Consider the following 25,461-nt stretch of genomic DNA (forward strand, 5'->3'; position numbering starts at 1 on the left):
TTTCATTCGCTTGCGAAGAGACCACAACAGGGTCTCAACACAAACACGGAGACGAACAATGACCAAGATCGCAATTCTCGGCGCCAACGGCCGGCTCGGCCGCACGGTGGCCAAGGCCTTCCTCGATGCCGGCTACGATGTCCGCGCCGTCACCCGCGGCGGCGAGGTGCCGGCCGAGCTCAAAGGCGCCACGGCAATCGCCGGCGACGCGCTCGACCGCAAAGCGCTGATCCGCGCCACCGAAGGCGTCGACATCATCTTCAACGGCCTCAACCCGCTCTACACCGACTGGGGCAAGTGTCTGCCGATGGCGGAGAACGTCATGGCTGCCTGCCGGGCGAACGGCGCACTGCATCTCTTCCCGGGCACCGTCTACAATTACGGCTCGCCGATGCCGGCGGTGATCGCCGAAGACACGCCGTTTCGCCCGACGACGGAAAAGGGCCGCATCCGCGTCGCCATGGAAGATCTGTTTCGCCGCGAGGCGGACGCGGGTCGGGTGCGCACGATCCTGCTGCGCGCCGGTGATTTCTTCGGCGGCACCGGCAGCGGATCGTGGTTCGATCTGGTTGTCGCCGCCAAGATGACCAAGGGTATCTATACGGCACCGGGACCGGTCGATCTCGTGCATGAATGGGCCTATCTGCCCGACCTGGCCAAGACCTTCGTCGGGCTGGCTGACAATCTCGACAAGCTCGGCTCATACGAGGCGCTGAATTTTCCTGGCCATGCGGTGACCGATCTGGACATCAAGGCGGCCGCGGAGAAGGCGCTCGGGCACGCGCTGAAGCTGACGAAGATGCCGTGGTGGGTGCTGCGCGCCGGCAGCCCGTTCGTGGCGATGTGGCGCGAGATCGTTTCGATGTCCTATCTCCGCTTCGAGCCGCACCGGCTGGCTTCAGCCCGGCTGGAAGGCATTATCGGTACGATCCCGCACACGCCGCTGGAAGATGTAGTATCGGAAGCGCTTGAGGATATCGGCGTCGCCACAACCAAGCCGGTGCAGCAAGCTGCCCAATAAGGAAGTTGAAAAAGACGGATGGTCTGACGGTCATCCGCCGCTTGTCCGGACCAATGATTGCGCTCAGATCCGGCCCATCAACAGCAGCACCAAGACAACGATCAGGATGACGCCGACGATGCCCGATGGGCCGTAACCCCAGGACCGAGAATGCGGCCACGCCGGAACCGCGCCGATCAGGATAAGAATAAGAATAATGATGAGAATGGTGCTGATCGTCATCAGAAAATCCTCGCTTTGAGGTTGCAATGACGAAACAATGCAGAAGGCCGCCCATTGTTCCCGGGCGGCCTTTGCTTGATCAGGGCAGCAATCGGACTCTATTCGGCGGCCTTCGGGAAGGCGATCGCCGGCTCGGCGCCCAGATCGGCGTCCAGGCCTTTCGACGGGATGTCGGCCTTGCGACGCCCCAACAGGCTACTGAACCAGCCACGGCGCGCACCGGGTTTGACCTTGGCGCGCGTGAACACCATCAGCATCGACGGCGTCACCACCAGCGTCAGCACGGTGGCGAAGGACAGCCCGAAGACGATAGCCGAAGACAGCGAAATCCACCATTGCGTCGACGGCGCGTTGATCGTCGTCTCGTGGTGGAAGATTTCGAGGCCGAGGCCGAAAGCGATCGGCAGCACGCCGAGGATCGCCGACACTGCCGTCAGCACCACCGGGCGGGCACGTTCGCGGCAGGTCTGCAGAACGGCTTCGTATTTGTCCCAGCCCTCTTCGCGCAACCGGTCATAGGTGTCGATCAGCACGATGTTGTTGTTCACCACTACGCCGGCCAGCGCAATGACACCGATGCCCGACATGACGATGCCAAATGCCTCTCCCGTCAGCAGCAGCCCCAGGAACACGCCGATCGTCGCCATGACCACGCAGGACAGCACCAGCCAGACGCTGGTGAACTTGTTGAACTGCGCCAGAAGCACGATGAAGATCAGGAAGATCGCCGCACCGAAGGCTTTGCTGAGGAAGGCACCAGCCTCCGCACTGTCCTCATTCGAACCGGCAAGCTTCCAGCGAATGCCGCTGCCGAGGTTCATGTCGGCGACAGCTTTGGTGACCTCCTGCTGGACGGCAGCCACCTGGGCGCCGGCAGCGACGTTGGCCTGGACGACCACCGTGCGCGCGCCGTCGATGCGGTTGAGGATACCGACCGTCGGCTCCGGCTTGCGCACGACGAAGTTCGAGATCGGCACCGAGCCTTGCGCGGTCTGCACCCTGAGTTCGTCGAGCGTCGACAGCGTGCGCCGATCCTCGGGCAGGCGCAGCCTGATGTCCACCGCATCGTCGGCGCCGGCGGGCCGGTACTCGCTGAGCTTCAGCCCGTTGGTCACCAATTGCACGACCGTCCCGACCGCGGTCGGACTGATGCCGTACTGCGCCGCCTTTGCGCGATCGACCTCGAGCGCCCAGTCGACCCCGGGCGGCGCCAGACCATCGGAAATATCGATGACGCCGGGCACCTTGGCAATGCGCGCGGCGACGGCGCGGGCCTTGTCGTCAAGGCCCTTCGGATCGACGGCCGAAAGCCTGATCTGGATCGGCTTGCCGGTGGGCGGGCCGGCTTCCGGCACGCGAACCTCGACGTCGACACCGGGAATGCCGGCCATCACGCCGCGCAGTTCGTCCAGAATTGAGTTCGCCGATTTGCGCTCGCGCCAGTCGACGAATTCGTACTGGATCACGCCGACCACGTCTTCCGGAACGTCCTGGCCGCCGCCCTGCGTCTTGCCTACACGCGTATAGACGGACTTCACGCCCGGCCAACCGAGCAGCCGATTTTCTGCCGTCTTGGTGGCCGCATCCATTTCGGCAAGCGAAAGATTGCCGCGGGCGTGGACATAGAGCAGGCCGTAGTCAGGTTCGACATTCGGGAAGAATTCGACGCCGGCGCCGAATTTCGAATAGGCGTAGCCGACGCCGAACAACAGCGCCACAGTGAGGACAAGCACGGTGATGGGATAGTGCACCGCCTGCTTGACCACGGCCATGTACCAGCCGTCGCGATTGTCGTCGGGGTGATGGGCCGGCGCCTTGGCAAATATCGCGCCCAGCGTCGGCGCGAAAACCAGCGCATAGAGCATCGAGGCCGAGAGCGTCACGATCAGCGTGATCGGCATATATTTCATGAAGTCGCCGATGATGCCCGGCCAGAACAACAGCGGCGAGAAGGCGGCAATGCGCGTCATCGTCGCCGCGATGACCGGGCCGGCCATGCGCTTGGCGGCAAGCGCGAACGCCTCTTGCTTCGGCATGCCCTCGCTCATGCGACGCTCGGCGAATTCTGTGACGATGATGGCGTCGTCGACCAGCATGCCGACCGCGAGGATGAGGCTGAACAGCACGATCATGTTGATCGTGTAGCCCATCATCGCCAACAACAGGATGCCGATCAGGAAGGACGAGGGGATGGCCAATCCGATCAGCAGCGAGGCACGGCCGGACAGCGCGTAGAGGATAACGATGAACACCAGGATGACGGCGATCATCACGTGGTTCTGCAGGTCGCCGAGCAACTGGTTCACGAAAACGGACTTGTCTTGCGTGTAGGTGACGTGCATGCCCTCCGGCATCGTCTTGATGAAGGCGTCGGACACCTCCCTGACCTTGCCAATCGTATCGATCAGGTTGGAGCCGATGCGCTTCTTCACCTCGATGGCAATCGCCGGCTTGCCGTCGAGGCGGGTAACCGTCTCGGCGTCCTTGAAGGTCGAGCGGATGGTGGCGATATCCTTGGCCTGCACCACGGCATTGGGTCCGGCGACGACCGGAAGCGCCGCCACATCCTCTGGCGTCTCGATAAGCGACGGCACCTTGACTGCGTATTTGCCCTCGGACCCTTCGATATTGCCGGCGGCGACAAGACTGTTGGAAGCGCCGACCGCACCGATCAACTGGTCGAGCTGCAGCCCGTAGGAAGACAGCTTCATCGGATCGATGACCACTTCGACGAGGTCGTCGCGCGCACCCTGCAGCGAGCCCTCGAGCACGCCAGGCACTTCCTCGATGCGGTCGCGCAACTCGCGCGCCGCCGCCGTCAGCACGCGCTCGGGCACCTCGCCCGACAGCGTCACGACCAGGACGGGGAACTCGGAGATGTTGACCTCTGAGACCACGGGCTCCTCGGCCGCTTGCGGCAGGTCGGCCTTGCCGTCCTGCACCTTGCTGCGCGTGTCCTGCAGCGCGGTGGCGAGATCCGTCTGTGGCTGGAATTCGACCAGCACATAACCGCCGCCCTGGAAGGCGGCCGAGCGCATCTCCTTGAGGCCCTTCAGGCTCTTCAGCTTGGCTTCCATCGGCCGCAGCAAGAGGCGCTCGGAATCTTCCGGCGAGATGCCCTGGTAGATCAGGCTGACATACATCATCGGAATCGGAACGTCCGGTTCCGCTTCCTTCGGCGTCGACTGGTAAGCAACCGCACCGGCAAGGATGAGAAAGACCAGGACCGAAATGGTCAGCCGGGCATTGCTGATTGCAAGTTTGACGATGTCCATGATTACTGCGTCCCGGTCGTCGCTTCGCCCAACAGCTTTTGGATGGTCGCCTGGTCCGCTTCGACCGGCTTGACCACTTCGCCTTCCTTCACCAGCTCCTGGCCGGCGACGATGATGCGGGCGTCGGCCGGAATGCCGCCGAGCACCAGGCCGGTCGGCGTGTCGTCGACCAGGTCGATCGGGAAGAACACGACCTTGTCGTCCTTGTCGACGGCGCGGATGCCGAGGTCGCCCTTGTCGCCGAGCGTCACCACCGAGCGCGGCAGCATGACGGCGTCGGTCGGCTGGGCGCTGAGCGCGATTTCGGCCGTCATGCCGGCCGGTACGGAACCATCTGCATTCGGGATGGCGACTTCGACCCGGAAGGTACGGGTTGCCGAAGATGCATCCCGGCTGATGTAGCGCACGATGCCCTCGACGTTCTGGCCGCTGACCAGACGCACATTCGCCTTGTCACCGATCTTCAGATAGCCGAGATCGCGTTCGCTGACCTCGCCGCGCGCAATCACCGGGTCGAGGCTGAGAATAGTAGCCACCTCGCCGCCCTGCATCACGGAACTGCCAAGCTCCACCGGCACCCGGTCGATAACGCCGTCGAAGGGCGCCTTCACCTCGTTGCGGTCGAGTTCGGCTTGCGCTGCGTCCAGTTGCGACTTGGCCAGCGTCAGGTTGGAGCGGGCTGTATCGAGCTGCAACTTGGGCAGATTGCCGGTTTTCATCAGCCGCAGGGCAGCAGCCAGCTCTGCCTCACGCTGCACGACAAGCTGCTTGGCATTGTCGACCGCCGAGATTTTTTCCTCGGCGGCAAGCATCAGGATCAGGTCGCCGGTCTTGACGTGCTGACCCTGCTTGACCGGCAGCTTGTCGATGACGCCGGCGACGCGTGTCGCCAGGACGGCGCGCTTGTCGGCTTCGGTCAGTCCGGAAATGCGGATAGCGCGTGCATAGGTGCGCCGCGGCGGGGTTATGACCGCGACCGTACGTAACGGCGCCTTGGGCTGTTCCGCCTCGGCAGTCCCCGGCTTGGCAGCCCCCTGTTCGCCAGTTTGGGGCTTGCCTGCGTCGGCTGTCTTGGGCTGCTCGACCTCTCCTGCCTTGGGCTTGTTGTCGGCGGACGCGCTGCCGACGGACGAGAACTCGCCTGTCGCCATCCAGCCGGCGAAACCGATGAGCACAACAATGGCTGCAAGCTTGTGAAACCTGAATTTCGGCATCGTTATTTTTCCAGTGCGCGGGGTTCGGCCAGGCCGCATCTTCTACTTGGGGCGCGTCGCCGATATGGGTGCGCGCGAGGCCGTATTCAAATTGCCGTGATCGGCGAAGCGCGCTTCTACCTCAAAGTTGCGGCGCAATATAGTCAGAAAAGTTGATGGATTGTTGCTTTGTCCGCAAAGATGCGGCTGCAGCATCGGCTGTTGATCGCCAAAACAGCGGTATGGCAGCAAGTGTCAGGATGATTGGACAGATTGCGATGTCATCTGCTTTGCGGAGGAGCAAGAGCAATTCCAGGAAAAGTGTGAAACGGTTTCCGTCCGGAATTGCGTCAAAACAAAAGAAAAAGATAGAGCGGTTCGGCGTTTCCGAAACGATTAACCGTTCTAGGCCGGACGGCGGGCGGCCTCGGGCTGCTTGTGCGCCGCAAGAAACTCCTTGACCCGCCGGCCCGGCGCGGGCCCGCGTACCGGCTTCAGGCCGTCATCGAGCTCGCCGGACAGATCGATCGTCGGCCGCTTGCCGACGGCGTCGTAGTTTTCTTCCAGCCAGTCACTGGCCGCGGTGCGGCCGAGGTCGCGCAGATAAGCAAGGAACGCCCATTCGGCATTGACCTTGGACGATGCCGACAAATCCTTGAACGCTTCGTCGGCATCGATGCGGTGCATGCGTATGTCGCGATATTCGCCGTGCGGCAGTCGGCCGGCGGCGATCAATTCCTTGACGAAGGCGATCGAGCGGAATTCGCGCAACAGCCCGGCATTGAAGGTGATCTCGTCGATGCGGTTTTGAATCTCATTGGCGCTCTTCGGCGTCCCCTCGCGGACCACCGGATTGATCTGAACCAAAAGCACGTCCTCGGTGGCCGCCGTCTTGAAGAACGGGAACAGTGCTGGGTTGCCGCCATAACCGCCATCCCAATAGGGCACGCCCTTGATCTCGACGGCACGGAACAATTGCGGCAAGCAGGCCGACGCCATCACCGTGTCGAGGTCGATCTCGCCGTCAGAGAAGACCCGCAACTGGCCGGTCTCGACATTGGTAGCGGAAATGAACAGTTCAATCGACTTGCAGGCGCGCACATTGTCGAAATCGATCTCACGTTCGACCACGTCGCGCAGCGGATTGATGGCGAGCGGATTGGCGACATAGGGCGAAAATACCCGAGACATCGTATCGAACAGGAAATAGCCGGGCGTGTTCTCGATCGACCAATTGCCCCAGGCGACGTCCCAAGGCATGCGCTGCACCGGGCTGAAGCGGCCCTTTGCCGCCACCGCACGCCAGAAATCGTCGAGCTTCCGCCGCGCACCCTCGACGCCGCCGCGGACAAAGCCGTCGGCCAGCGCCACGGCATTCATGGCGCCGGCGCTGGTGCCCGAAACCGCCGTTATATCGAGGCGCCCGTCCTCCAGCAGCCGATCGAGCACGCCCCAGGAAAACGCCCCGTGCGAGCCGCCGCCTTGCAGCGCGATGTTGATCTTCTTTGGCTCTTCCACCTTGCCGTTCTTCGGCATGGCGTGGCCCTTCACCGCTGGATGGCTCACTGAGCGGTCCAGCCGCCATCGACAGAGATGTGCGTGCCGTTGATCTGCGCCGCCGCATCCGAGCATAGGAACACTGCCGCCACCGCAACCTGCTCGACGGTAACGAACTCCTTGGTCGGCTGCTTTTCGAGCATGACCTCGCGGACCACCGTCTCGCGGTCCATCTTGTTGGCCTTCATCTGGTCGGGGATCTGCGCCTCGACCAGCGGCGTCAGCACATAACCCGGACAAATGGCATTGCAGGTGATCTTGTCGCGCGCCAGCTCCAGGGCGACAGTCTTGGTCAAGCCCATAATGCCATGCTTGGCCGAGACGTAGGCCGACTTGAACGGCGACGCGACCAAGCCGTGGGCCGAGGCGACGTTGACGATCCGGCCGCCACCGGCCTGTTTCATCAACGGGATGGCGGCGGCGATGGTATGGAAGGCCGACGACAGGTTGATGGCGATGATCGCATCCCACTTCTCGATCGGGAAGCTTTCCACCGGCGCGACATGCTGGATGCCGGCATTGTTGATCAGGATGTCGACCGAGCCGAATGCCTCGGCTGCCTTCGCCACCAAAGCCCGGCACTCGGCCGGCTTTGACATGTCGGCTTTGACATAGGCGGTCCTCACCTTGTGGTGCTTCGCGATCGCGTCTGCGATGGCGTGGTCGTCTGCGGTATCGGAAAAGGAATTGACGACGAGGTTGCAGCCTTCGGCCGCGAGCGCGTGGGCAATGGCCAGGCCGATGCCCGAGGTAGAACCCGTGACGATGGCGGTTTTTCTGGTAGTCAAGGCTGGCTATTCCTTTGAAGTGGGTTCCCGCGGAACCATGTTGCACTGCAGCATATAGGTTCTCTGCCATCCAAGAACAGCGGATGTGTGGAGCAATGACATGAAATTTTTGTCATGAGGACCTCTCTTATCTCGACGAGAGAGGTGTCCGGCACCGGCTATTGCGACCGGTTTCCGCAAGTATGCGAGGGAAAAATCCTCAGGCGACGAGGTCTGGGACCGGCCCGATATAGCGCGACTGCGGCCGGATCAGCCGTCCGCTCGTCTGCTGCTCGCGCGCATGGGCAATCCAGCCGGCGACGCGCCCGGCAGCAAAGACATTGGTGAACGCCTCTTTCGGAAAGCCCGCCGCTTCCAGCAGAAGTGCTGTGAAGAACTCGACATTGGTCTGGAGCGAGCGCGACGGCTTGGCGATGCGAAGCACTTCGAGCGCCGCTTGCTCCACGCTCTCGGCAAACGCCAGCCGGTGGCCGGCTTCGCCCTTGGCGCCGAGTTGCCGCACCACCGCTTTCAGCACGTCGGCACGCGGATCGCGCACGCGGTAGATGCGATGCCCGAAGCCCATGATGCGGCGGCCGCGCCCGATCTCGTCACGCAGCCAGCCGGCGGCGTCGCCATGCGCCTCGATCGCATCCAGCATCTCGATCACCGGACCTGGGGCGCCGCCATGCAGCGGCCCCTTGAGCGCTCCGAGCCCGGCCAGCACCGCCGAAGTAAGCCCGGCCTGCGTCGAAGCGACCACGCGCGCGGCGAAGGTCGATGCGTTGAGGCCATGGTCGCAAACCGTCACGAGATAGGCATCGAGTGCCTTCGCCAACTTCGGCGAGGCCGCAATGCCGGTCAGCATCCGCAGCATGTCGGCGGCATGATCGGCCTTGCTATCGGGCGCAATCGGGCTTTCGTCGCGCTGCAAGCGCAGCAAGGCCGGCGTCAGCACGGCAGGTGCTGCAACCAGCCGCAGCGCGTCCGGCAATTTGCCGCCGTCCGGCAGCAGCGCAATGCCGGCGCGCATCGCACTGAAGATATCGAGGGATGCGAGAAACGGCAGCAAGGGTTCGATCTGCTCGAACACTTCGCTGCGCGCCCGACCGATCGCGTTCGCCAGTTCCTTGTCGCCGGGAAAATCGTCGAAAAAGCCATCGAACAGCAGATGGACCACCTCGGCGTATTTCCAGCGGCCTGCCAGTTCAGGCAACGAATGGCCCCGGATGGTCAGGCGGCCGCCAAGACCGTCAACATCGGAGAGCACCGTTTCCGCCGCCACCACATCATCGAGCCCATTCGCCATTGGTTTTCTCCTTGACCCTTTCCGCGCGGTAGATAAGGGTTGGCGACTGGATCATCAATCTTGATCAACAGAATCAACATGACAGGACTGACATGACGGAGTGGCTGACGCGGGACGAGGCCCTGGAGCGTCTCAAGGTGCGCGCCCAGACGCTCTATGCCTATGTCAGCCGCGGGCGCATCGGCATGCGGCCGGACCGGGCGGATCCACGCCGTAGCCAGTATCGCGCCGACGACATCGCGGCGCTGGCGAGCCGCCGGGCGCGCGGCAGAAATCCCCAGGCCATCGCGGAAAGTGCAATTGCCTGGGGTGAGCCGGCGATAGCCACCACGATCTCGACCGTTTTGCACGGCCGCCTCGTCTATCGCGGCCAGGATGCGGTTGCACTCTGCGATGCTGCCACGCTGGAGCAGACGGCAAACCTGCTTTGGGCATCTGACGCACCAGTGTCGTTTGTCTCGGCGAGCCGCCATGGCAACGGCGCAACTGGCCGGCCGGCCGCCTTCGTGGAATTGGCCGCGTTGGCGGCCAAGGGCCGGCCTTCGCTCGGCCGCCGATCAGCTTCGCTCAACCACGATGCGGCCAGCGCCATCGCCGCCCTGGCCCAGGCGCTCGGCGCGATTCCCGGAACCGGTGCCGTGCACGAAAGGCTGGCGCGGGGATGGTCGCTCGATGCGGCCGGCGCGGACTTGATCCGCCGCTCGCTCGTACTGTTGGCCGATCACGAATTGAACGCATCGACGTTCGCCGCACGGGTCGCCGCGTCCACCGGCGCACCTGTTTCGGCCTGCCTGCTTGCCGGCCTCGCCACGCTCTCCGGTCCGCGCCATGGCGCCGCCGCGGAGGCCGTCATGATATTGGGTGAGGATGCGCAGAGATTGGGGCTGGATGCGGCCGTCGGACGCTGGCTCGGTCACGACATGCCACTGCCCGGATTTGGCCATCCGCTTTATCCCGAAGGCGATCCGCGCGCCGAACCTTTGCTGGCCGCTATCGATGTCGATGATGGGCTGCTGCGGCTTTGCGATGCGGCCTTTGCGGCAACGGGCATGCGCCCGAACGTCGATTTCGCCTTGGCTGCGCTGACGCGCAGCCTCCGCTTGCCGTCCGATGCGCCGTTCCGTCTGTTTGCGCTCGGCCGCAGCGTCGGCTGGGCCGCGCACGCGGTGGAACAGGTGACAAGCAACGGCCTGATCCGGCCACGCGCCCGCTACCAGGGACCGCTGCCGGAGTTCCATTAGCTGGCGGCGCAATCCCGGGCCCTTTTTTGGGTGCTGGCGGATTTAAGCTTTAGATGGAATGGTCATACGGTTCATGAAAAGTCGGAGAGCCCGCTGCGCGGCCAGGGCTGGCGGCTCGGACGGATGCCATTCCCGGAAATGATCATCGAGCGCCATGCGTGCCAACCCATACACGAGTGCACGCGCGGCAAGCACAAGATGATCAAAGTCGGTGTCGGGAGCAAGCCGACCGTGTTGTTGCGCTTGCGTCAGCAAGTCGATCATCCTCCGCCGAATAGCCTCATTCTGATGACGAAGGCTGTCCGACGCTTCAAAATCAATTAGGGTTCTGGAACTGATGATCTGGAAATGCGTGGGGTTGGTAATTGCCCATTCCAGATAGCCTTGTCCGATTGCTTCGAAAGCCTCAATGGGATCTGCGCTGCCGATTTTCGACTGCGCCTTGGCAACAGCCTCTGTCAGCCGATCCATGGCCTGTTCGGCGACCGCGGTTAGCAATGCTGTTTTCGATCGAAAATGCCGGAATGGTGCGCCGGGTGAAACGCCGGCACGTTTTGCGGCTTCGCGTACGGAGACATGCTCGGCTCCCCGTTCCTCGATGATCTCCACGGTTGCCGTGATCAAGGCCTCGACAAGATTGCCGTGATGGTATCGCTTGGCATGTCCGGCTTCGTCGGAATCAGTAGTCTTGGTCATCTCAGCCAAATAGCACGAGAGCGGAATGTAAACACTGATTATTTCCCTTGCGTTCGAGCTCTGCGTATGTAATCAATGTTTACATCGCAACGGAGGTTACCATGTTTCGCATTACCGCAACGACTGCCCTCGCTTTCTCCTTATTGTCGCTCGTGTCTGCCGAGGCCGAGGATCGGCCCACCCTGGAAATCGCCTGGCCGACCGCAGGTTCAGTTGTCGAACTGGGCAATGCTCCTGAGAAGGCGATAGGCGTCGTCGTCAGGAGCAACTTCAGGCTGCTCCCTGCGGGTGAGTGTGGGGAAATCAGCCAATGCGGCCACGTGCATATGAAGATCGATCCCGACGGAGACACCTGCAACATCCCCGGCAAGCCGTACAACAGCATGAACAGCGACTTTGGCGGTGACCTTATCAAGGCCCGTTTCGGCCATTGCCCGAATGCCGCCGGCAGACACGTAATCGGCGTGCTTCTTGCCGATGATCATCACCGGCCCATTCTAGTAGACGGCAAACCTGTTACCGCTCTGGTGACGGTGACCACGAAATAGAGCATGCCACGAAGCATAGCATGGATGACATCTCCGCCTTTCGAGACGAAGATGTTTTATCACACGGTCTGCTGAAGGAAGTTTCGGCCGGCACTTCGCCAGCCGGCAGTCAGGACATCGTGTCGAGCTTGCGCTGCATCGCGGCGATCTGCTCCTTCAGTTCCTGAAGGTCGTCGGGTTTTTCCGGTGTTTCCTTCCTGGCCGGTTCGGCCGGCGCTGCTGCCGGCGCAGAGCCCGCAGGCGGGAACGGTGTGAACAGCCGCATGGCGTTCTGGAACATTTCCATGTTGCGCCGCGTCTGCTCCTCCAGCACCTTGATCGGCGTGGCGATCTTCATCATGTCCATCGGCGACTTGCCGAGCGCATCTTTCATCTGTTCGCGAAAGCGTTCCTGCTCCTTAGAGAAGGCCAGCATCGACTGCTCGAGAAAGCTCGGCACGATCATCTGCATCTGGTCGCCGTAATAGGCGATGAGCTGACGCAGGAACGGGATCGGCAGCATGTTCTGCCCGTCCTTGTTCTCGAGCTCGAAGATGATCTGGGTCAGCACCGGATGCGTGATGTCGTCACCGGTCTTGGCGTCCTGGACAGTAAAGTCCTCGCCTTTTTTGACCATTTCAGCGAGATCCTCGAGCGTCACATAGGTGCTGGTGCCCGTATTGTAGAGACGGCGATTGGCATATTTCTTGATAACAATAGGTTCGTCTTTTGCGGCCATCTGCATCCTCCCCGGACACCGGCCAGCTTAAGTAAGCCGCCGGTAACGATTGCGCCTTTTTAAAGGATATGCGCAAAAGCGTCATGAATCCAAGCGGTTTGTGCAGTGCGGGAACATTTTATGCTGCGCAGCACGGACGAGCCGCCGTTGCAGCGACGGGCGGCATGCTTGCGGCAGTGGGACGCCATGCCCATTTCGGGTTTGACTCGGGTTGTGGAAAGGGCAAGAAAAGTCCCAGACGGCACCCGAAATCGTTCCCCGAAAGCCTGGAGAAGAACATGTCCGCTTCCAACGCCATCGTTGTCGCCAGTGCAGCGCGCACGCCTGTCGGCTCCTTCAACGGCGCCTTCGCCAACACGCCAGCCCATGAATTGGGTGCGGTCGCCGTCAGGGAAGCGCTTGTCCGTGCCGGCGTCGAGGGCAAGGAGGTGGACGAGGTCATTCTCGGCCAGATCCTGACCGCGGCCCAAGGGCAGAACCCGGCGCGGCAGGCGGCTATGGCCGCCGGCGTGCCGCAGGAGACTACCTCCTGGGGCCTGAACCAGCTCTGCGGCTCGGGCTTGCGCGCCATCGCGCTCGGCATGCAACAGATCGCCCAGGGCGACGCGAGGATCATCGTTGCCGGCGGCCAGGAATCGATGTCGATGGCTCCGCATGCGCAACATCTGCGCGGTGGCGTCAAGATGGGCGACTTCAAGCTGATCGACACCATGATCAAGGACGGCCTGACCGATGCCTTCTACGGCTATCATATGGGCAACACCGCGGAGAACGTCGCTCGCCAGTTCCAGATCACCCGCGACGACCAGGACCAGTTCGCACTGGCTTCCCAGAACAAGGCCGAGGCCGCGCAGAAAGCCGGAAAATTCAAGGACGAGATAATTGCCTTCACAGTCAAGGGCAGGAAGGGCGACACCGTAGTCGACCAGGATGAATACATCCGCCACGGCGCGACAATCGATGCCATGACCAAACTCAAGCCGGCATTCGACAAGGAAGGCACGGTGACGGCAGCCAATGCCTCCGGCATCAACGACGGCGCCGCAGCCGTGGTGCTGATGACCGAAGCGGAAGCCGCAAGGCGCGGCATCACACCTCTGGTGCGTATCGTTTCCTGGGCGACCGCCGGCGTCGACCCGCAAATCATGGGGACGGGACCGATCCCCTCCTCGCGCAAGGCGCTGGCCAAGGCCGGCTGGTCGGTCGGCGACCTCGATCTGGTCGAGGCCAACGAGGCCTTCGCCGCGCAGGCCTGCGCCGTCAACAAGGACATGGGCTGGGACCCGGCGATCGTCAACGTCAATGGCGGCGCCATCGCCATCGGCCATCCGGTCGGTGCCTCGGGCGCCCGCATCTTCAACACGCTGGTCTACGAGATGCGCCGCAGAGGTGCCAAGAAAGGTCTTGCCACGCTGTGCATCGGCGGCGGTATGGGCGTTGCTATGTGCGTGGAAGCATTGTGATGAGATAAGCGATACGAGTAAGATACTGGCGCAAAGCGAGTAGGGAATAGAGGGCAAACCCCACCGCTTCAACGCGCAGTCATCTGCATTTCCCGGGAGGACACATGACAAAAGTTGCAATCGTCACAGGCGGGTCGCGCGGCATCGGCGCGGCGATATCGGTCGCCTTGAAAAGCGCCGGCTATTCGGTGGCCGCAAACTACGCGGGCAATGAGGATGCGGCGGCAAAGTTCAAGGCAGCGACCGGCATCCCGGTCTATAAATGGTCGGTCGCCGACTATGAAGCCTGCACTGCCGGCATCAAACAGATAGAGGCCGATCTCGGTCCCGTCTCGGTGCTGGTCAACAATGCCGGCATCACCCGCGACGCGATGTTCCACAAGATGACGCGCGAGCAATGGAAAGAGGTCCTCGACACTAATCTTTCCGGCGTCTTCAACATGACGCATCCGTTGTGGGGTGGAATGCGCGACCGCAAGTTCGGCCGCATCATCACCATCTCCTCGATCAATGGCCAGAAAGGCCAGGTCGGCCAGGTCAATTATTCGGCTTCGAAGGCCGGCGACATCGGCTTCACCAAGGCACTGGCCCAGGAAGGCGCGCGCGCCGGCATCACGGTCAACGTCATCTGTCCCGGCTATATCGCCACCGAGATGGTCAAGGCGATGGACGAGAAGGTGCTCAACGAGCGTGTCATCCCGCAGATCCCGGTCGGCCGTCTCGGCGAGCCGGAGGAGATCGCGCGCTGCGTCGTCTTTCTCGCATCCGACGACGCCGGTTTCATCACCGGCTCGACCATATCAGCCAATGGCGGCCAGTACATCAGCTGAGGCTTGGGATGTCGCGGATGCCCCCGTACCGGCCCGACGGCAGGTACGGGCAGATAACCGGGCTGTCACGCGGCAAGCTTCAGCGCTGGGCTGGCTTCAGGCTGGGTTCGGGTAATTGAACCTGCCTCGCACGCGGGTGCCGGCAGACGGGCAAGCGGCGCCCGACTGAGGCCCGACAGCTTCAAGGCGATGCGGCGCTTCAGGAATGGTGTGAGGTTCAGCACCGATAGTACGAGGTTGCGAACGAACCGCTTCACCGGACTGCGGGTAAGTGCCATGCCGGTCATCATGCCAGCCAGGTCAAGCACCTCTTGGGCTGCCGGGCGTCGCAGCGTTTCATAGAGTTCGAGCTCCGCTTCGGGGCGCACGCCGTTCACCACGTCGCCAAGCAATTGGCCAAGCACGACCGCGTCGACGATGCCGGTATTCATGCCTTGCCCTCCCGCCGGACTGTGCACGTGCGCGGCATCGCCCATCAGGAACAACCGGCCCTTGCGGTATGACCGGACCAAGCGGTGATGCACGCGAAACCGCGAGCTCCACGACAGGTCGAGCACGCGGGTTCTTTCCTTGGTCGGCCCACGGCTGTCGAGCAGCACCTGTATGTCTGCGACTGCGGGTTTTTCCGGTGCATCGTCCATTGTCGCGACGACGCGGTACGATCCGTCTGGGAGCGGCGCCACCACCACCAGTCCGGCTGGCGCAAAGAACAGCGACACTTCGGTTGGCCCAACCGGCCAGTCGAGACGAACGTCGGCGAGAACGAACGACGCCTCATAGGCCGCGCCGTCGAACTCTATGCTGGCCGAGTTGCGCACTAGGCTGTGCATGCCGTCGCCGCCAACGACGTAACGTGTCGATATGATCTTCTCGCGGCCGTTTTCGACCACCGTCACGCGCGCACCGTCAGTGTCCTGAACCACCGCTTTGGCCTCGACCATGCGGTGGATCACGCCGCCCAGGGCCGTAATCCGCTCGGCAAACACCTGCTCGGTGAGATTCTGAGGCAGCATCATCAGATAGGGATGCCTCGACGGAAGCTTTCCGAAATCGAGCTTGAGCAGTGCCCGGCTGCGATCTCGGATGGCGAAATTCTGCAGCTTCAGGGCAAGTTCGCTCAGCCGCTGCGTGACGCCCAGCGGCTCCAACGCTTCCAGCGTCTGAGCGTGGATGACGCCGGCCCGCGAGGTTTGAAGGCCCTCCCCAAGCCTGTCGATCAGAACATGGTCGATCCCGGCCTGGTGCAGCACGATGGACAGCGCCAAGCCGGTCGGGCCTGCGCCAATAATCAGGACTTCCGTTTTATCTGGCAACATTTTCTCTCTCCATTTATCAACACATGTTGACTTTCTAGCCGAAGCCATTGCATTTGTCAACAGCCGTTGGCATATGGATTTCATGAGCGAGAATCAGCAGAAGAAAACCAGCAAGTCGGACCGCACCCGCGCCCAGATCCTCGAAGCCGCGAGGCTGCTGTTCGCCAAGCACGGCTATGACGGCGCCTCCATCCGCAACGTCGCCGCCCATGCCTCGATCGATCCGGCCATGGTGATCCGCTATTTCCGCAGCAAGGACGAGCTATTCGCCAGAGCGGCGGTCGTCGACCTGAAATTGCCGGCACTGCGCGTGATCGATCGAACCGCCATCGGCAAGACACTGATCAGGCGATTTCTCGAAATCTGGGAAGATCCGGCCAACGGTACCGGCATGGCAATTCTGCTGCGGTCGGCGACGTCGAACGAATTCGCCGCCGAAAAGTTGCGCGATGTATTTGCCAACCAGGTAAGGACACTGGTTGCGGCGGTCGCTGATCCCGCCGATGCGGGCCGGCGGGCCGGGCTCATTTCCAGCCAGCTGCTGGGTTTGGCGATGTGCCGTTACCTGCTGCGCCTACCACCGGTCGTCGCCCTGTCTCACGACGAAATCATCCAGACCGTCGGCCCTACATTGCAGCGCTATGCCGTCGGAGAGGATGTGCCTTGAACAAGCCGTTCAGCGTGGGGCCGAGTCTGAGCCTCATGCGGCAAGTGCGCCGACCGATGGCCATGACGGCGGTGTGTGCCGAACCAGCACGCAAAGGTTAATGGCCGCTGCGCAGCCTGTGCAAAAACCGCCCGGCAGCCTGTGGATTCTCGGTGGAAAAGATGTTCACAACACAACATGTTGCGGTGAACAAACCAAGAAACTTCGGCTATCTCTGATTCGTCGCCGATTCGTTCCGGCTTTGAGCGGAACGTTAACGACGACAGCTGAAAACACCTCAGAATGATTAAAGCGCGTTAGGAAACATCAATAATTTCATAATGTTGTGCGAAGCAGATTGGCCAGCCACGACCATTCACCGGCAAAGGTTAACCGTGGTGCTCGCCTGGATGCCGCCTGCATGAATCGGGCCAGTTTCCGTGATTCAGCATGTGGTGAGGTACGCCGGCAGAAAACCCAGATGTAGCCGTGAACAAACCCTGAATCAGCGCGAGTCAGTGATTCGTCGCTGATTCGTTCCAGACTCGTTCCAACTGTTAATCGGAAACAGATTTTGCTTTGAAGCGACCAATCGGCCTGCCCTCGGCACATTCCGCTTTCGCTTCGCGCCCGAAATCCCTATGTGTCGCCTGTCATACGCGGCCAATATGGGCGCGCTCCCGACAATGCGAGGCGGAGAGCCTTATTTCCAGGCCGATGAACATCCATCCGAAACACACTGAACCGCTGATCCTGACCGGCCGAGACGTGACGGCCGTGCTCGGCCCGACCAACACCGGCAAGACCCATCTCGCTATCGAACGCATGGTGGCGCATGAAAGCGGCGTCATCGGCCTGCCGCTCAGGCTGCTTGCCCGCGAGGTCTATGCGCGCGTCTGCGAGAAGGTCGGCGCCCATAAGGTTGCGCTCATCACCGGCGAGGAAAAGATCCAGCCGGCTGGCGCGAAATACTCGGTCTGCACCGTGGAAGCGATGCCGCGCGAGACCGACGCCGCCTTCGTTGCCATCGACGAGGTCCAGCTCGCCGGCGATCTCGAACGCGGCCACATCTTTACCGATCGCATCCTGCATCTGCGCGGCCGCCAGGAGACGCTGCTGCTTGGCGCGGCCACCATGCACGGCATCCTGCAGCGCCTGCTGCGGGGCGTGTCGGTGGTGACCCGGCCACGGCTATCGCATCTTGCTTATGCCGGCTCGAAGAAGCTGACCCGCCTGCCACGGCGCACCGCGATCGTCGCCTTCTCGGCCGACGAGGTCTATGCCATTGCCGAGCTGATCCGCCGCCAGCAAGGCGGTGCCGCCGTCGTGCTCGGCGCACTCAGCCCGCGCACCCGCAACGCCCAGGTGGCGCTGTTCCAGTCGGGCGACGTCGACTACCTCGTCGCAACCGACGCCATCGGCATGGGCCTCAACCTCGACCTCGACCACGTCGCCTTCGCCCAGAACCGCAAATTCGACGGCTACCAGTACCGCAACCTGACGGCGGCCGAACTCGGCCAGATTGCCGGCCGCGCCGGCCGGCACCTGCGCGACGGCACCTTTGGCGTCACCGGCCAGGTCGATCCGCTGGATGAGGAACTGATCCAGAAAATCGAGGCGCATGATTTCGACCCGGTGAAAGTGCTGCAGTGGCGCACCGCGCATTTCGATTTCGCCAACCTCGATGCGCTGAAACGCTCGATCGAGACCAACGCCCCGGTCGAAGGCCTGACGCGCGCACTGCCGGCCGTGGACGCGCAGGCGCTCGAGCATCTGTCGCGCGACGAGGACGTCCGGGCACTCACCACCGATGCCAGACGCGTGGCGCTGCTGTGGGAAGCCTGCGCGCTGCCCGACTACAGGAAGATCGCGCCGGCCCAGCACGCCGACTTGATCGCCTCCATCTACATGGACCTTGCCAGGCATGGCCATGTCGACGAGAACTACATGGCCGAGCAGGTGCGCCGTGCCGACACCACCGAAGGCGACATCGACACGCTGTCGCACAGGATTGCCCAGATCCGCACATGGACCTTCGTTTCCAACCGGCCCGGCTGGCTGGCCGATCGGGCACACTGGCAGGAAAAGACGCGCGAAATCGAAGACAGATTGTCGGATGCGCTGCATGAGCGGTTGACGAAACGTTTTGTAGACCGCAGGACTTCCGTCCTCATGCGGCGCCTTAGAGAAAACACGATGCCTGAAGCCGAAATCAGCCCAACCGGAACCGTCCTCGTCGAAGGCCATCATGTCGGCGAGCTGCAGGGTTTCCGCTTTACCGCCGACCAGAGCGCCGGCGGCGAGGACGCCAAGGCGGTGCGGGCGGCGGCGCAGAAGGCGCTTGCCGCCGAGTTCGAGGCGCGGGCCGAGCGCTTCGGCGCCTCTGCCAATGGCGACATCGCCCTGGGTTCGGATGGCACGCTGCGCTGGATCGGCGCGCCGATCGGCACGCTGGTCGCCGGCGAAGACGCTTTGAAGCCGCGTCTTGTCCTGCTGGCCGACGAGCAGCTCACCGGTCCGGCCCGCGACAAGGTTGCGGCGCGCGCCGAGCGCTTCGTCAATTTCCAGATCGAATCCCTGCTGAAGCCGCTGGTCGACCTCAAGAATGCCGAGCAGATCACCGGCATCGGCCGCGGCATCGCTTTCCAGCTTGTCGAGCATTTCGGCCTCATCAACCGTCGCGACATCGCCGACGAGATGAAGTCGCTCGACCAGGAAGGCCGCGCGGCGCTTCGCCGCCTCGGCGTGCGCTTCGGCGCCTACCATGTCTTTGTGCCGGCGCTGATCAAGCCGGCGCCGGCCGGGTTGATCACGCTGCTGTGGGCGCTGAGAAACGACGGCAAGGACAAGCCCGGCTTCGGCGATGTCGTTCACGCACTGGCCTCCGGCCGCACCTCGGTGGTCATCGATCCGACGTTCGACAAGACCTTCTACAAGCTTGCCGGCTACCGCAATCTTGGCCGGCGTGCTGTACGCGTCGATATTCTCGAGCGGCTGGCCGACCTGATCCGGCCGGCGACCAACTGGAAGCCGGGCCTCGGGCCTCGCCCCGACGGCGCCTATGACGGCCAGTCCTTCATGGTGACGCCGCCGATGATGTCGATCCTCGGCGCCACCGCCGACGACATGGAAGAAATCCTGAAGGGGCTCGGCTATCGCGCCGATGCCAAACCGGCAGCCGAGGTCAAGGCGCGGCTCGAAGCACAGGACAGTGCCGCGCGTGAAGCGGCTGCTGCAAAGCTGGCGGCGGAAGAGGCTGCGCGAGTCGAGCAGGCGAGGATGGCGGAAGCATCTGCCGCGGCAGAGCCGCCGGCGGAGGCTTCGGAACCCGTGTCGAATGCGGCTCCCGTTGCGGAGGCGGCGGCTGAAGCTGTGACCGAAGCGGCGGCACAGCCTGTCGCGGAAGCTCCAGCCCCTGAAGCTGCGGCAGAAGTCACGCAAGAGACCCTGCCCGCCGCCGAAGCGGCTGCAGAACCAGCGGCTGAGCCAAGGGCGGCGGAACTTGGGGCGGAAACTGAGGCTACGGCACCGGCAGAGCCGCCGATCTTCGAAACGACGGAAGCATCGCCGGCCGAACCTGCAGCGACGGCGGAAGCAGTCGCCGACGACGCTGCCCCGGAGGCGGAGGAGCCAAAACCTATCCTATTGTGGCGGCAGGGTCGTTTCGACCAGCGCCCGCGTCATCGCCAGCATGACAACCGCCCACGGGACAATCAACGGGGCAATCGCGCGCGCAATGGTCAAGCTGCGCCGGACAGCCGCAGCGATGCGCCGGTAGATGCCGGCGGGCAACCGACGCCAGGCGACCGGCCCGCCCGTCAGGGGCGCCACGACCCGCGTGTCGGCGCCGGCAAACCGCGCTTCGACCGCAGCAAGTTCAAGCCTAAACCGCAAGGCGAGGCTGGAGAGCAGCACGCCGGCAAGCCGCAAGGTGAACGCCCCGACCGGCGCGAAAACCGGCCCGACTGGAAGGCTGGCCGGCAGGACGGCAAAGGCAGCGCCCAAGGCGCAAAGCCCGCCTTCCAGCCGAAACCGCGTGAGGAACGCCCGGTCCGCTTCGACCCGGACTCGCCCTTCGCCAAGCTCGCCGCGTTGCGCGACCAGCTGAAGAAGTAAGCTGCTCGTCCAATGGTCACTGATGCCCGCCAGCGCATCGACAAGTGGCTGTTCTTCTCGCGCGCGGTAAAATCGCGCACGCTGGCAGCCAGGCTGGTCCTCGCCGGACGCGTCCGCATCAATCGCGACAAAGCAGCGCAGGCCTCCGATACGGTCCGGCCGGGCGACGTTTTGACCATCACGCTGGAGCGGCGGATCTTCGTCTGGAAAGTCCTTGGCACCGGCGTACGGCGTGGCCCGGCAGAAGAGGCCCGCCTGCTCTACGAGGACATGTCGCCGCCCGCCGCGCCCAAGGGCGAGGGGCTTCCGGATGCGGTGCCGCCGTTGCGCGAGGCCGGCAGCGGTCGCCCGACGAAGAAGGAGCGCCGCCGGACCGACCACCTGCTCGGCGACGATTGAGCAAGGTCGAACGCCCGCTTTGCCGGCCTTCCGGAATTTCATTCCGGAAACCGCGGCACCGCTGGCAGGGGCCGCCCTTGCCACCAGCGGACAAAGGCGTTACCTCACCAAAAAAGCCCAACAAAATGGGACGTCCCGGAGCCGACCAATGACCTATGTCGTGACCGACAATTGCATAAAATGCAAATACATGGACTGCATCGAGGTCTGTCCGGTCGACTGCTTCTACGAAGGTGAGAACATGCTCGTCATCCACCCGGACGAGTGCATCGATTGCGGCGTCTGCGAACCGGAATGCCCGGCCGACGCGATCAAGCCCGATACCGAATCGGGCCTCGACAAATGGCTGCAGATCAACACCGAATATGCCGAGAAATGGCCCAACATCACCGCCAAGAAGGAGCCGCCGGCCGACGCTAAAACTTTCGATGGCGAAACTGGCAAGTTCGAGAAATATTTCTCCCCCGAGCCCGGCGAAGGCGACTGACGAGCCGGCCAGCTGCGGCGGCCTGACGCCGCTTAACAGACGTGATACATTAACTGCCTTGACAGGCGGCGACGGCGCGTGGCCTTCGCGCGTGCAGCAAAACCTTGATTCTTCCGACTTTTTGTGTTATATCAGCCAAACATGCCGGTGACACAACGTCGATTTATGGCGCAAACGCCCCAAATCACTGAAAGGTGAATTTCTCAATCCGGACCAGAGCGATCTGGGGCAGGCGGTCGCAATGTTGCGATTTGCCGATCCTGGCCTTTCCGGTGAGTTCATCGTTGTGTGGCTAAGGACCGGTCACCCCGGTCGCACGAGTTCGGGCCGGCACGATGCCGGTACCACAACAAGGAGTTCAGGGCGTAATGGCAACGATCACCCCGCAGAAGAAGTCCACCGCAGCGCGCCACGGTTTCAAGACCGGCGAGTACATCGTCTATCCGGCGCATGGTGTCGGCCAGATCGTCTCGATCGATGAGCAGGAAGTCGCGGGCCACAAGCTGGAGCTGTTCGTCATCGACTTCCAGAAGGACAAGATGCGCCTCAAGGTGCCGGTCGCCAAGGCGACCTCGATCGGCATGCGCAAGCTGTCGGAAGAGGATTATGTCGAGCGCGCGCTGAAGGTCGTGCAGGGCCGCGCCCGCGTCAAGCGCACCATGTGGTCGCGCCGCGCCCAGGAATATGACGCCAAGATCAACTCCGGCGATCTGATCTCGATCTCGGAAGTGGTGCGCGACCTCTATCGCGCCGACAACCAGCCGGAGCAGTCCTATTCCGAGCGCCAGCTCTACGAGGCGGCCCTCGACCGCATGGCCCGGGAGATCGCGGCCGTCAACCGCATGTCGGAGACCGAAGCGGTTCGCCTCATCGAGGTGAACCTCAACAAAGGCCCCAAGCGCGGCGCCAAGGCCGACAATGAGGAAGCCGAGCAGGAAGAAGCTGCCTGAGCCTTTTCGCCTTCGAATTCAGAAAAACCCGGCCTCGCGCCGGGTTTTTTGTTTTGGCGGACCGGTAATGGCCATTCTAGCTCTTGCCGCCGCCTTCCCTTTCCGCCTCCTGCTTCAGCGTGGCAATGAACCGCTTGGTCCGCTGGCGCTCGGGGTTGCTGAACAACACCGCGGCCGGCCCTTGTTCGACGATGTTGCCGGCATCGAGGAACACCACTTCCCGCGCGATCTTCGAGGCGAGCCGCAGATCATGCGTCGCCATCACCATGGTCGTGCCCTCGCTGGCGAGCTTGCCGAGCACGTCGACCACCTCCTGCGCCAGTTCCGGATCAAGTGCAGAGGTCGGCTCGTCGCAGAGCAGGACTTTCGGCGAAGGCGCCAGAGCCCGGGCAATCGCTACGCGCTGCTGCTGGCCGCCTGACAGCGTCGCCGGCCAGGCATCGGCCTTGTGCGCCATGCCGACCTTTTCGAGCAGGGCCAGCGCCCGTTCGCGCGCCCTCTCCTTGGGCCATTTCAGCACCGTCACCAGCCCCTCCATGATGTTCTCGATCGCAGTACGATGCGGAAACAGCTGGAAATTCTGGAACACCATGCCGGTCTGCAGCCGCAGCCGCTGGATATCCCTGGTCGAGACCCTGCCGCCGGGGTGGAACTCGAGTGCATCGTCGCCGATCCGCACCGTGCCTGAAGTCGGCAGCTCGAGCAGGTTGATGCAGCGCAAAAGCGTGCTCTTCCCTCCGCCCGAGGGCCCGACAAGCGCCGTAACGCTGCCTTCCTCGATGGTGACGGTCACGCCCTTCAGCACCAAATTGTCGCCGAAACGCTTTTCGATGTTGGTGAGGCCGATCATGCGCGCGCCTCCAGGAAGCCGCCATAACGGTTGAGCCGCGTTTCCAGCCGCGCCTGCAAGGCCGACAGCACGGAGCTCATGACCAGATAGAGAGCCGCTGCCTCGACATAGAGGATCAGCGGCTCATAGGTGGTGGCGACGATGCGCTGGGCCGCCTGGAACATCTCCGGCACGGTGATGGCGGCGGCGAGCGAAGTGTCCTTGACCAGCGAGATGAAGGTGTTGGACAGCGGCGGCACGGCGACGCGCCCCGCCTGTGGAAGAATGGTGCGCCGCATTGCCTGGGCCCAGGTCATGCCGATCGAATAGGCCGCTTCCCACTGACCCTTGGGCACCGAACCGATGACGGCGCGGATGATTTCCGACGAATATGCGCCGATGTTCAAGGTAAAGCCGATCAGTGCTGCCGGAAAGGCGTCGAGCAGGATGCCGACCGATGGCAGGCCGTAGAAGATCAGGAACAGTTGCACGAGAAGCGGCGTGCCGCGGAATATCCAGACGTAGAAGCGGACCACGGCGACCAGCGGTTTGGGACCGAACAGCCGGACAAGCGCCACAACCAGGCCTAGGACAAGACCGAATGCAAACGACAGCAGCGTCAACGGCACGGTGAAGATCAGTGCGGCCCACAGCAGCGTAGGCAGGGATTCCAGCATCAGTTGCAGCCAGTGCGGCACGAAGGCTCCTCCTTGCCAGATTGCCGTCGCTCACATCACGCGAAAGCGGCGGGCCGTCAAAAGACAGCTCGCCGCGGTATGAACGACGCGGGCCGGCGTTCGGCCCACACGAGAAAGCCGTTTTACTTCGAAACGTCCTGGCCGAAATAGGTGTCGGCGATTTTCTTGTAGGTGCCGTCGGCCTTGATGTCGGCCAGCGCCTTATTGATGGCGGCCACCAGTTCCGGATCGCCCTTGCGCACGATGACGCCGGAATAGTCGGCGTTTTCCTCCTGCGCAGCAATCTTCACATTGGCGTCGGGCTTGTGCTTCTTGAAGTCGAGGAAGGACAGACTGTCATTGATGGTGGCGTCGGCGCGGCCGGTAAGAAGAAGCTGGATCGACTGGTCGAAGCCGTCGGTGCCGACGAGTTCGGCGCCGTTGGTTTCAGCCAGCTTGCCGAAGTTCGAAGTCAGCGACTGCGCCGCCTTCTTGCCCTTGAGATCGGCGAAGCTCTTGATATCGGTGTTGTCGCCACGCACGATCAGCACCGCCTTGGAGGCGATGTAGGGATCAGAAAAGTCATATTTGGCCTTGCGCGCCTCGGTGATGCCGACCTCGTTGATGACGGCATCGTAGCGGTTGGCGTCGAGACCGGCGATCAGCCCGTCCCATTTGCCTTCGAGGAACTGGGCTTTGACGCCGAGGCGCTCGGCGATGGCCCGCGCGATCTCGACGTCGAAGCCGACGAGCGCGCCGGAAGCATCATGATAGGTGAAGGGCGCATAGGTTCCTTCCGTGCCGACCTTGAAGACGCCGGACTGCTTGATCTGGTCGAGATTGGCGCCGGCATGACCGGCAGCGATGGCCAGAACCTGCAGCGTTCCGGCGATGATGAGCGATTTGAGCCATTTCATTTTTCTGTGATCCCGTCCTTGGCCGATGTCCGGCGTCATTGCGAGTGCCGGAAAATGACAGATGCGCGATGCCGGAATAAGAAACTAAATTTCAAAAATCTCGCGCCCTTGAAATCCAATTCTCAACCAGCAGTTCCCGGGGCCATCCGGCTGAGTCAAGGCCGGTGGCGAATCGCCTGGAACAGCGCAATCGACATGACAGTCCGGGGGAACATTCCCCCGCATGGCACGTTCTTCGCTGTTGTAGGGCGCGGCGCCGCCATTTCAACCATCGGCGCCAACTC

Annotated in this window: 22 protein-coding genes; 10 read left to right on the forward strand and 12 right to left on the reverse strand. The window is 62.8% G+C overall.

What is annotated here, in order from left to right; genetic code table 11:
* Window positions 1-58 precede the first annotated feature (58 nt).
* On the forward strand, window positions 59-1,021 hold the full coding sequence (locus tag NKH17_RS06595) for an SDR family oxidoreductase (RefSeq protein ID WP_352898176.1): 963 nt from the start codon (window positions 59-61) through the stop codon (window positions 1,019-1,021).
* 63 nt (window positions 1,022-1,084) lie between these two features.
* On the opposite strand, the gene NKH17_RS06600 is transcribed toward NKH17_RS06595, so the two are convergent.
* The 6 genes from NKH17_RS06600 to NKH17_RS06625 all read right to left on the reverse strand — a co-directional run bounded on the left by NKH17_RS06600 (window position 1,085) and on the right by NKH17_RS06625 (window position 9,344).
* Entirely contained in the window at window positions 1,085-1,243 is a 159-nt protein-coding gene (locus tag NKH17_RS06600) for a DUF3309 family protein (protein ID WP_023678456.1), read from the reverse strand.
* 98 nt (window positions 1,244-1,341) lie between these two features.
* The gene (locus tag NKH17_RS06605) at window positions 1,342-4,518 is read right to left on the reverse strand and encodes an efflux RND transporter permease subunit (RefSeq protein ID WP_352476140.1); all 3,177 of its coding nucleotides are present in this window, start codon (window positions 4,516-4,518) and stop codon (window positions 1,342-1,344) included.
* A gap of 2 nt (window positions 4,519-4,520) precedes the next feature.
* Window positions 4,521-5,732 (reverse strand): efflux RND transporter periplasmic adaptor subunit, encoded by a 1,212-nt coding sequence (locus NKH17_RS06610; protein ID WP_352476139.1) that lies wholly within the window; start codon window positions 5,730-5,732, stop codon window positions 4,521-4,523.
* Between the two features lie 384 nt (window positions 5,733-6,116).
* The gene (locus NKH17_RS06615; protein WP_352650967.1) at window positions 6,117-7,247 is read right to left on the reverse strand and encodes a patatin-like phospholipase family protein; all 1,131 of its coding nucleotides are present in this window, start codon (window positions 7,245-7,247) and stop codon (window positions 6,117-6,119) included.
* 26 nt (window positions 7,248-7,273) lie between these two features.
* Window positions 7,274-8,056, reverse strand: a complete 783-nt coding sequence (locus NKH17_RS06620) for a 3-hydroxybutyrate dehydrogenase (protein ID WP_352650945.1) — start codon at window positions 8,054-8,056, stop codon at window positions 7,274-7,276.
* A 199-nt stretch (window positions 8,057-8,255) separates the two neighbouring features.
* Window positions 8,256-9,344 carry a citrate synthase/methylcitrate synthase gene (locus tag NKH17_RS06625; protein WP_352898169.1) on the reverse strand — a complete coding sequence of 363 codons (1,089 nt, stop codon included), beginning with the start codon at window positions 9,342-9,344 and terminating at the stop codon, window positions 8,256-8,258.
* A gap of 92 nt (window positions 9,345-9,436) precedes the next feature.
* On the opposite strand from NKH17_RS06625, the gene NKH17_RS06630 reads away from it, so the two are divergent.
* The gene (locus NKH17_RS06630; RefSeq protein ID WP_352898166.1) at window positions 9,437-10,585 is read left to right on the forward strand and encodes a citrate/2-methylcitrate synthase; all 1,149 of its coding nucleotides are present in this window, start codon (window positions 9,437-9,439) and stop codon (window positions 10,583-10,585) included.
* A 42-nt stretch (window positions 10,586-10,627) separates the two neighbouring features.
* Here NKH17_RS06630 and NKH17_RS06635 read toward each other — a convergent pair whose 3' ends face one another.
* A complete protein-coding gene (locus NKH17_RS06635; RefSeq protein ID WP_352898163.1) occupies window positions 10,628-11,281 on the reverse strand; it encodes a TetR/AcrR family transcriptional regulator in 654 nt (217 codons plus the stop codon).
* A gap of 101 nt (window positions 11,282-11,382) precedes the next feature.
* Between NKH17_RS06635 and NKH17_RS06640 the strand changes: the two genes are divergently transcribed.
* Window positions 11,383-11,829, forward strand: a complete 447-nt coding sequence (locus tag NKH17_RS06640; RefSeq protein WP_352650951.1) for a hypothetical protein — start codon at window positions 11,383-11,385, stop codon at window positions 11,827-11,829.
* A 109-nt stretch (window positions 11,830-11,938) separates the two neighbouring features.
* Here NKH17_RS06640 and phaR read toward each other — a convergent pair whose 3' ends face one another.
* Window positions 11,939-12,547 carry a polyhydroxyalkanoate synthesis repressor PhaR gene (gene phaR, locus NKH17_RS06645; protein ID WP_254816501.1) on the reverse strand — a complete coding sequence of 203 codons (609 nt, stop codon included), beginning with the start codon at window positions 12,545-12,547 and terminating at the stop codon, window positions 11,939-11,941.
* A gap of 278 nt (window positions 12,548-12,825) precedes the next feature.
* On the opposite strand from phaR, the gene NKH17_RS06650 reads away from it, so the two are divergent.
* Window positions 12,826-14,010 (forward strand): acetyl-CoA C-acetyltransferase, encoded by a 1,185-nt coding sequence (locus tag NKH17_RS06650; RefSeq protein ID WP_352898160.1) that lies wholly within the window; start codon window positions 12,826-12,828, stop codon window positions 14,008-14,010.
* Window positions 14,011-14,114: 104 nt separating this feature from the next.
* On the forward strand, window positions 14,115-14,840 hold the full coding sequence (gene phbB, locus NKH17_RS06655) for an acetoacetyl-CoA reductase (protein ID WP_352896518.1): 726 nt from the start codon (window positions 14,115-14,117) through the stop codon (window positions 14,838-14,840).
* Window positions 14,841-14,905: 65 nt separating this feature from the next.
* On the opposite strand, the gene NKH17_RS06660 is transcribed toward phbB, so the two are convergent.
* On the reverse strand, window positions 14,906-16,105 hold the full coding sequence (locus NKH17_RS06660) for an FAD-dependent oxidoreductase (protein WP_352898157.1): 1,200 nt from the start codon (window positions 16,103-16,105) through the stop codon (window positions 14,906-14,908).
* Here NKH17_RS06660 and NKH17_RS06665 point away from each other — a divergent pair.
* From NKH17_RS06665 to NKH17_RS06685, 5 genes are all read left to right on the forward strand, one after another.
* Window positions 16,092-16,823, forward strand: a complete 732-nt coding sequence (locus NKH17_RS06665) for a TetR/AcrR family transcriptional regulator (protein WP_352801714.1) — start codon at window positions 16,092-16,094, stop codon at window positions 16,821-16,823. The genes NKH17_RS06660 and NKH17_RS06665 overlap by 14 nt on opposite strands.
* A gap of 696 nt (window positions 16,824-17,519) precedes the next feature.
* Window positions 17,520-20,918 carry a helicase-related protein gene (locus NKH17_RS06670; RefSeq protein ID WP_352801712.1) on the forward strand — a complete coding sequence of 1,133 codons (3,399 nt, stop codon included), beginning with the start codon at window positions 17,520-17,522 and terminating at the stop codon, window positions 20,916-20,918.
* 12 nt (window positions 20,919-20,930) lie between these two features.
* The gene (locus tag NKH17_RS06675; protein ID WP_352801710.1) at window positions 20,931-21,317 is read left to right on the forward strand and encodes an RNA-binding S4 domain-containing protein; all 387 of its coding nucleotides are present in this window, start codon (window positions 20,931-20,933) and stop codon (window positions 21,315-21,317) included.
* 148 nt (window positions 21,318-21,465) lie between these two features.
* The gene (gene fdxA / locus NKH17_RS06680; protein ID WP_352801708.1) at window positions 21,466-21,804 is read left to right on the forward strand and encodes a ferredoxin FdxA; all 339 of its coding nucleotides are present in this window, start codon (window positions 21,466-21,468) and stop codon (window positions 21,802-21,804) included.
* Window positions 21,805-22,172: 368 nt separating this feature from the next.
* Window positions 22,173-22,754: a CarD family transcriptional regulator gene (locus NKH17_RS06685; protein ID WP_006327799.1), complete on the forward strand. Its 582-nt coding sequence runs from the start codon at window positions 22,173-22,175 to the stop codon at window positions 22,752-22,754.
* 76 nt (window positions 22,755-22,830) lie between these two features.
* Here the strand turns inward: NKH17_RS06685 and NKH17_RS06690 are convergent, their stop codons facing one another.
* The 3 genes from NKH17_RS06690 to NKH17_RS06700 all read right to left on the reverse strand — a co-directional run bounded on the left by NKH17_RS06690 (window position 22,831) and on the right by NKH17_RS06700 (window position 25,177).
* Window positions 22,831-23,604, reverse strand: coding sequence for an amino acid ABC transporter ATP-binding protein (locus NKH17_RS06690; RefSeq protein WP_352801706.1), 774 nt, complete (start codon window positions 23,602-23,604; stop codon window positions 22,831-22,833).
* On the reverse strand, window positions 23,601-24,281 hold the full coding sequence (locus NKH17_RS06695; protein WP_023721020.1) for an ABC transporter permease subunit: 681 nt from the start codon (window positions 24,279-24,281) through the stop codon (window positions 23,601-23,603). Before NKH17_RS06695 ends, NKH17_RS06690 begins: the two co-directional genes overlap by 4 nt.
* 122 nt (window positions 24,282-24,403) lie before the next feature.
* Window positions 24,404-25,177 (reverse strand): amino acid ABC transporter substrate-binding protein, encoded by a 774-nt coding sequence (locus NKH17_RS06700; RefSeq protein ID WP_352454874.1) that lies wholly within the window; start codon window positions 25,175-25,177, stop codon window positions 24,404-24,406.
* Window positions 25,178-25,461: the final 284 nt, after the last annotated feature.

Origin of the sequence: Mesorhizobium sp. M1334 (genome assembly GCF_040317995.1) — a bacterium.
GTDB lineage: Bacteria > Pseudomonadota > Alphaproteobacteria > Rhizobiales > Rhizobiaceae > Mesorhizobium.

Excerpts from the sequence above, each read along its gene's own strand:
- NKH17_RS06670 (WP_352801712.1), top strand. The coding sequence starts at position 17,520 with ATGAACATCCATCCGAAACACACTGAACCGCTGATCCTGACCGGCCGA.
- fdxA (WP_352801708.1), top strand. The coding sequence starts at position 21,466 with ATGACCTATGTCGTGACCGACAATTGCATAAAATGCAAATACATGGAC.
- NKH17_RS06600 (WP_023678456.1), bottom strand. The coding sequence starts at position 1,243 with ATGACGATCAGCACCATTCTCATCATTATTCTTATTCTTATCCTGATC.
- NKH17_RS06625 (WP_352898169.1), bottom strand. The coding sequence starts at position 9,344 with ATGGCGAATGGGCTCGATGATGTGGTGGCGGCGGAAACGGTGCTCTCC.
- NKH17_RS06605 (WP_352476140.1), bottom strand. The coding sequence starts at position 4,518 with ATGGACATCGTCAAACTTGCAATCAGCAATGCCCGGCTGACCATTTCG.
- NKH17_RS06675 (WP_352801710.1), top strand. The coding sequence starts at position 20,931 with ATGGTCACTGATGCCCGCCAGCGCATCGACAAGTGGCTGTTCTTCTCG.
- phaR (WP_254816501.1), bottom strand. The coding sequence starts at position 12,547 with ATGGCCGCAAAAGACGAACCTATTGTTATCAAGAAATATGCCAATCGC.
- NKH17_RS06650 (WP_352898160.1), top strand. The coding sequence starts at position 12,826 with ATGTCCGCTTCCAACGCCATCGTTGTCGCCAGTGCAGCGCGCACGCCT.
- NKH17_RS06595 (WP_352898176.1), top strand. The coding sequence starts at position 59 with ATGACCAAGATCGCAATTCTCGGCGCCAACGGCCGGCTCGGCCGCACG.
- NKH17_RS06690 (WP_352801706.1), bottom strand. The coding sequence starts at position 23,604 with ATGATCGGCCTCACCAACATCGAAAAGCGTTTCGGCGACAATTTGGTG.
- NKH17_RS06615 (WP_352650967.1), bottom strand. The coding sequence starts at position 7,247 with ATGCCGAAGAACGGCAAGGTGGAAGAGCCAAAGAAGATCAACATCGCG.
- NKH17_RS06665 (WP_352801714.1), top strand. The coding sequence starts at position 16,092 with ATGGACAGCGCCAAGCCGGTCGGGCCTGCGCCAATAATCAGGACTTCC.
- NKH17_RS06630 (WP_352898166.1), top strand. The coding sequence starts at position 9,437 with ATGACGGAGTGGCTGACGCGGGACGAGGCCCTGGAGCGTCTCAAGGTG.
- NKH17_RS06640 (WP_352650951.1), top strand. The coding sequence starts at position 11,383 with ATGTTTCGCATTACCGCAACGACTGCCCTCGCTTTCTCCTTATTGTCG.
- phbB (WP_352896518.1), top strand. The coding sequence starts at position 14,115 with ATGACAAAAGTTGCAATCGTCACAGGCGGGTCGCGCGGCATCGGCGCG.
- NKH17_RS06635 (WP_352898163.1), bottom strand. The coding sequence starts at position 11,281 with ATGACCAAGACTACTGATTCCGACGAAGCCGGACATGCCAAGCGATAC.
- NKH17_RS06610 (WP_352476139.1), bottom strand. The coding sequence starts at position 5,732 with ATGCCGAAATTCAGGTTTCACAAGCTTGCAGCCATTGTTGTGCTCATC.
- NKH17_RS06685 (WP_006327799.1), top strand. The coding sequence starts at position 22,173 with ATGGCAACGATCACCCCGCAGAAGAAGTCCACCGCAGCGCGCCACGGT.
- NKH17_RS06700 (WP_352454874.1), bottom strand. The coding sequence starts at position 25,177 with ATGAAATGGCTCAAATCGCTCATCATCGCCGGAACGCTGCAGGTTCTG.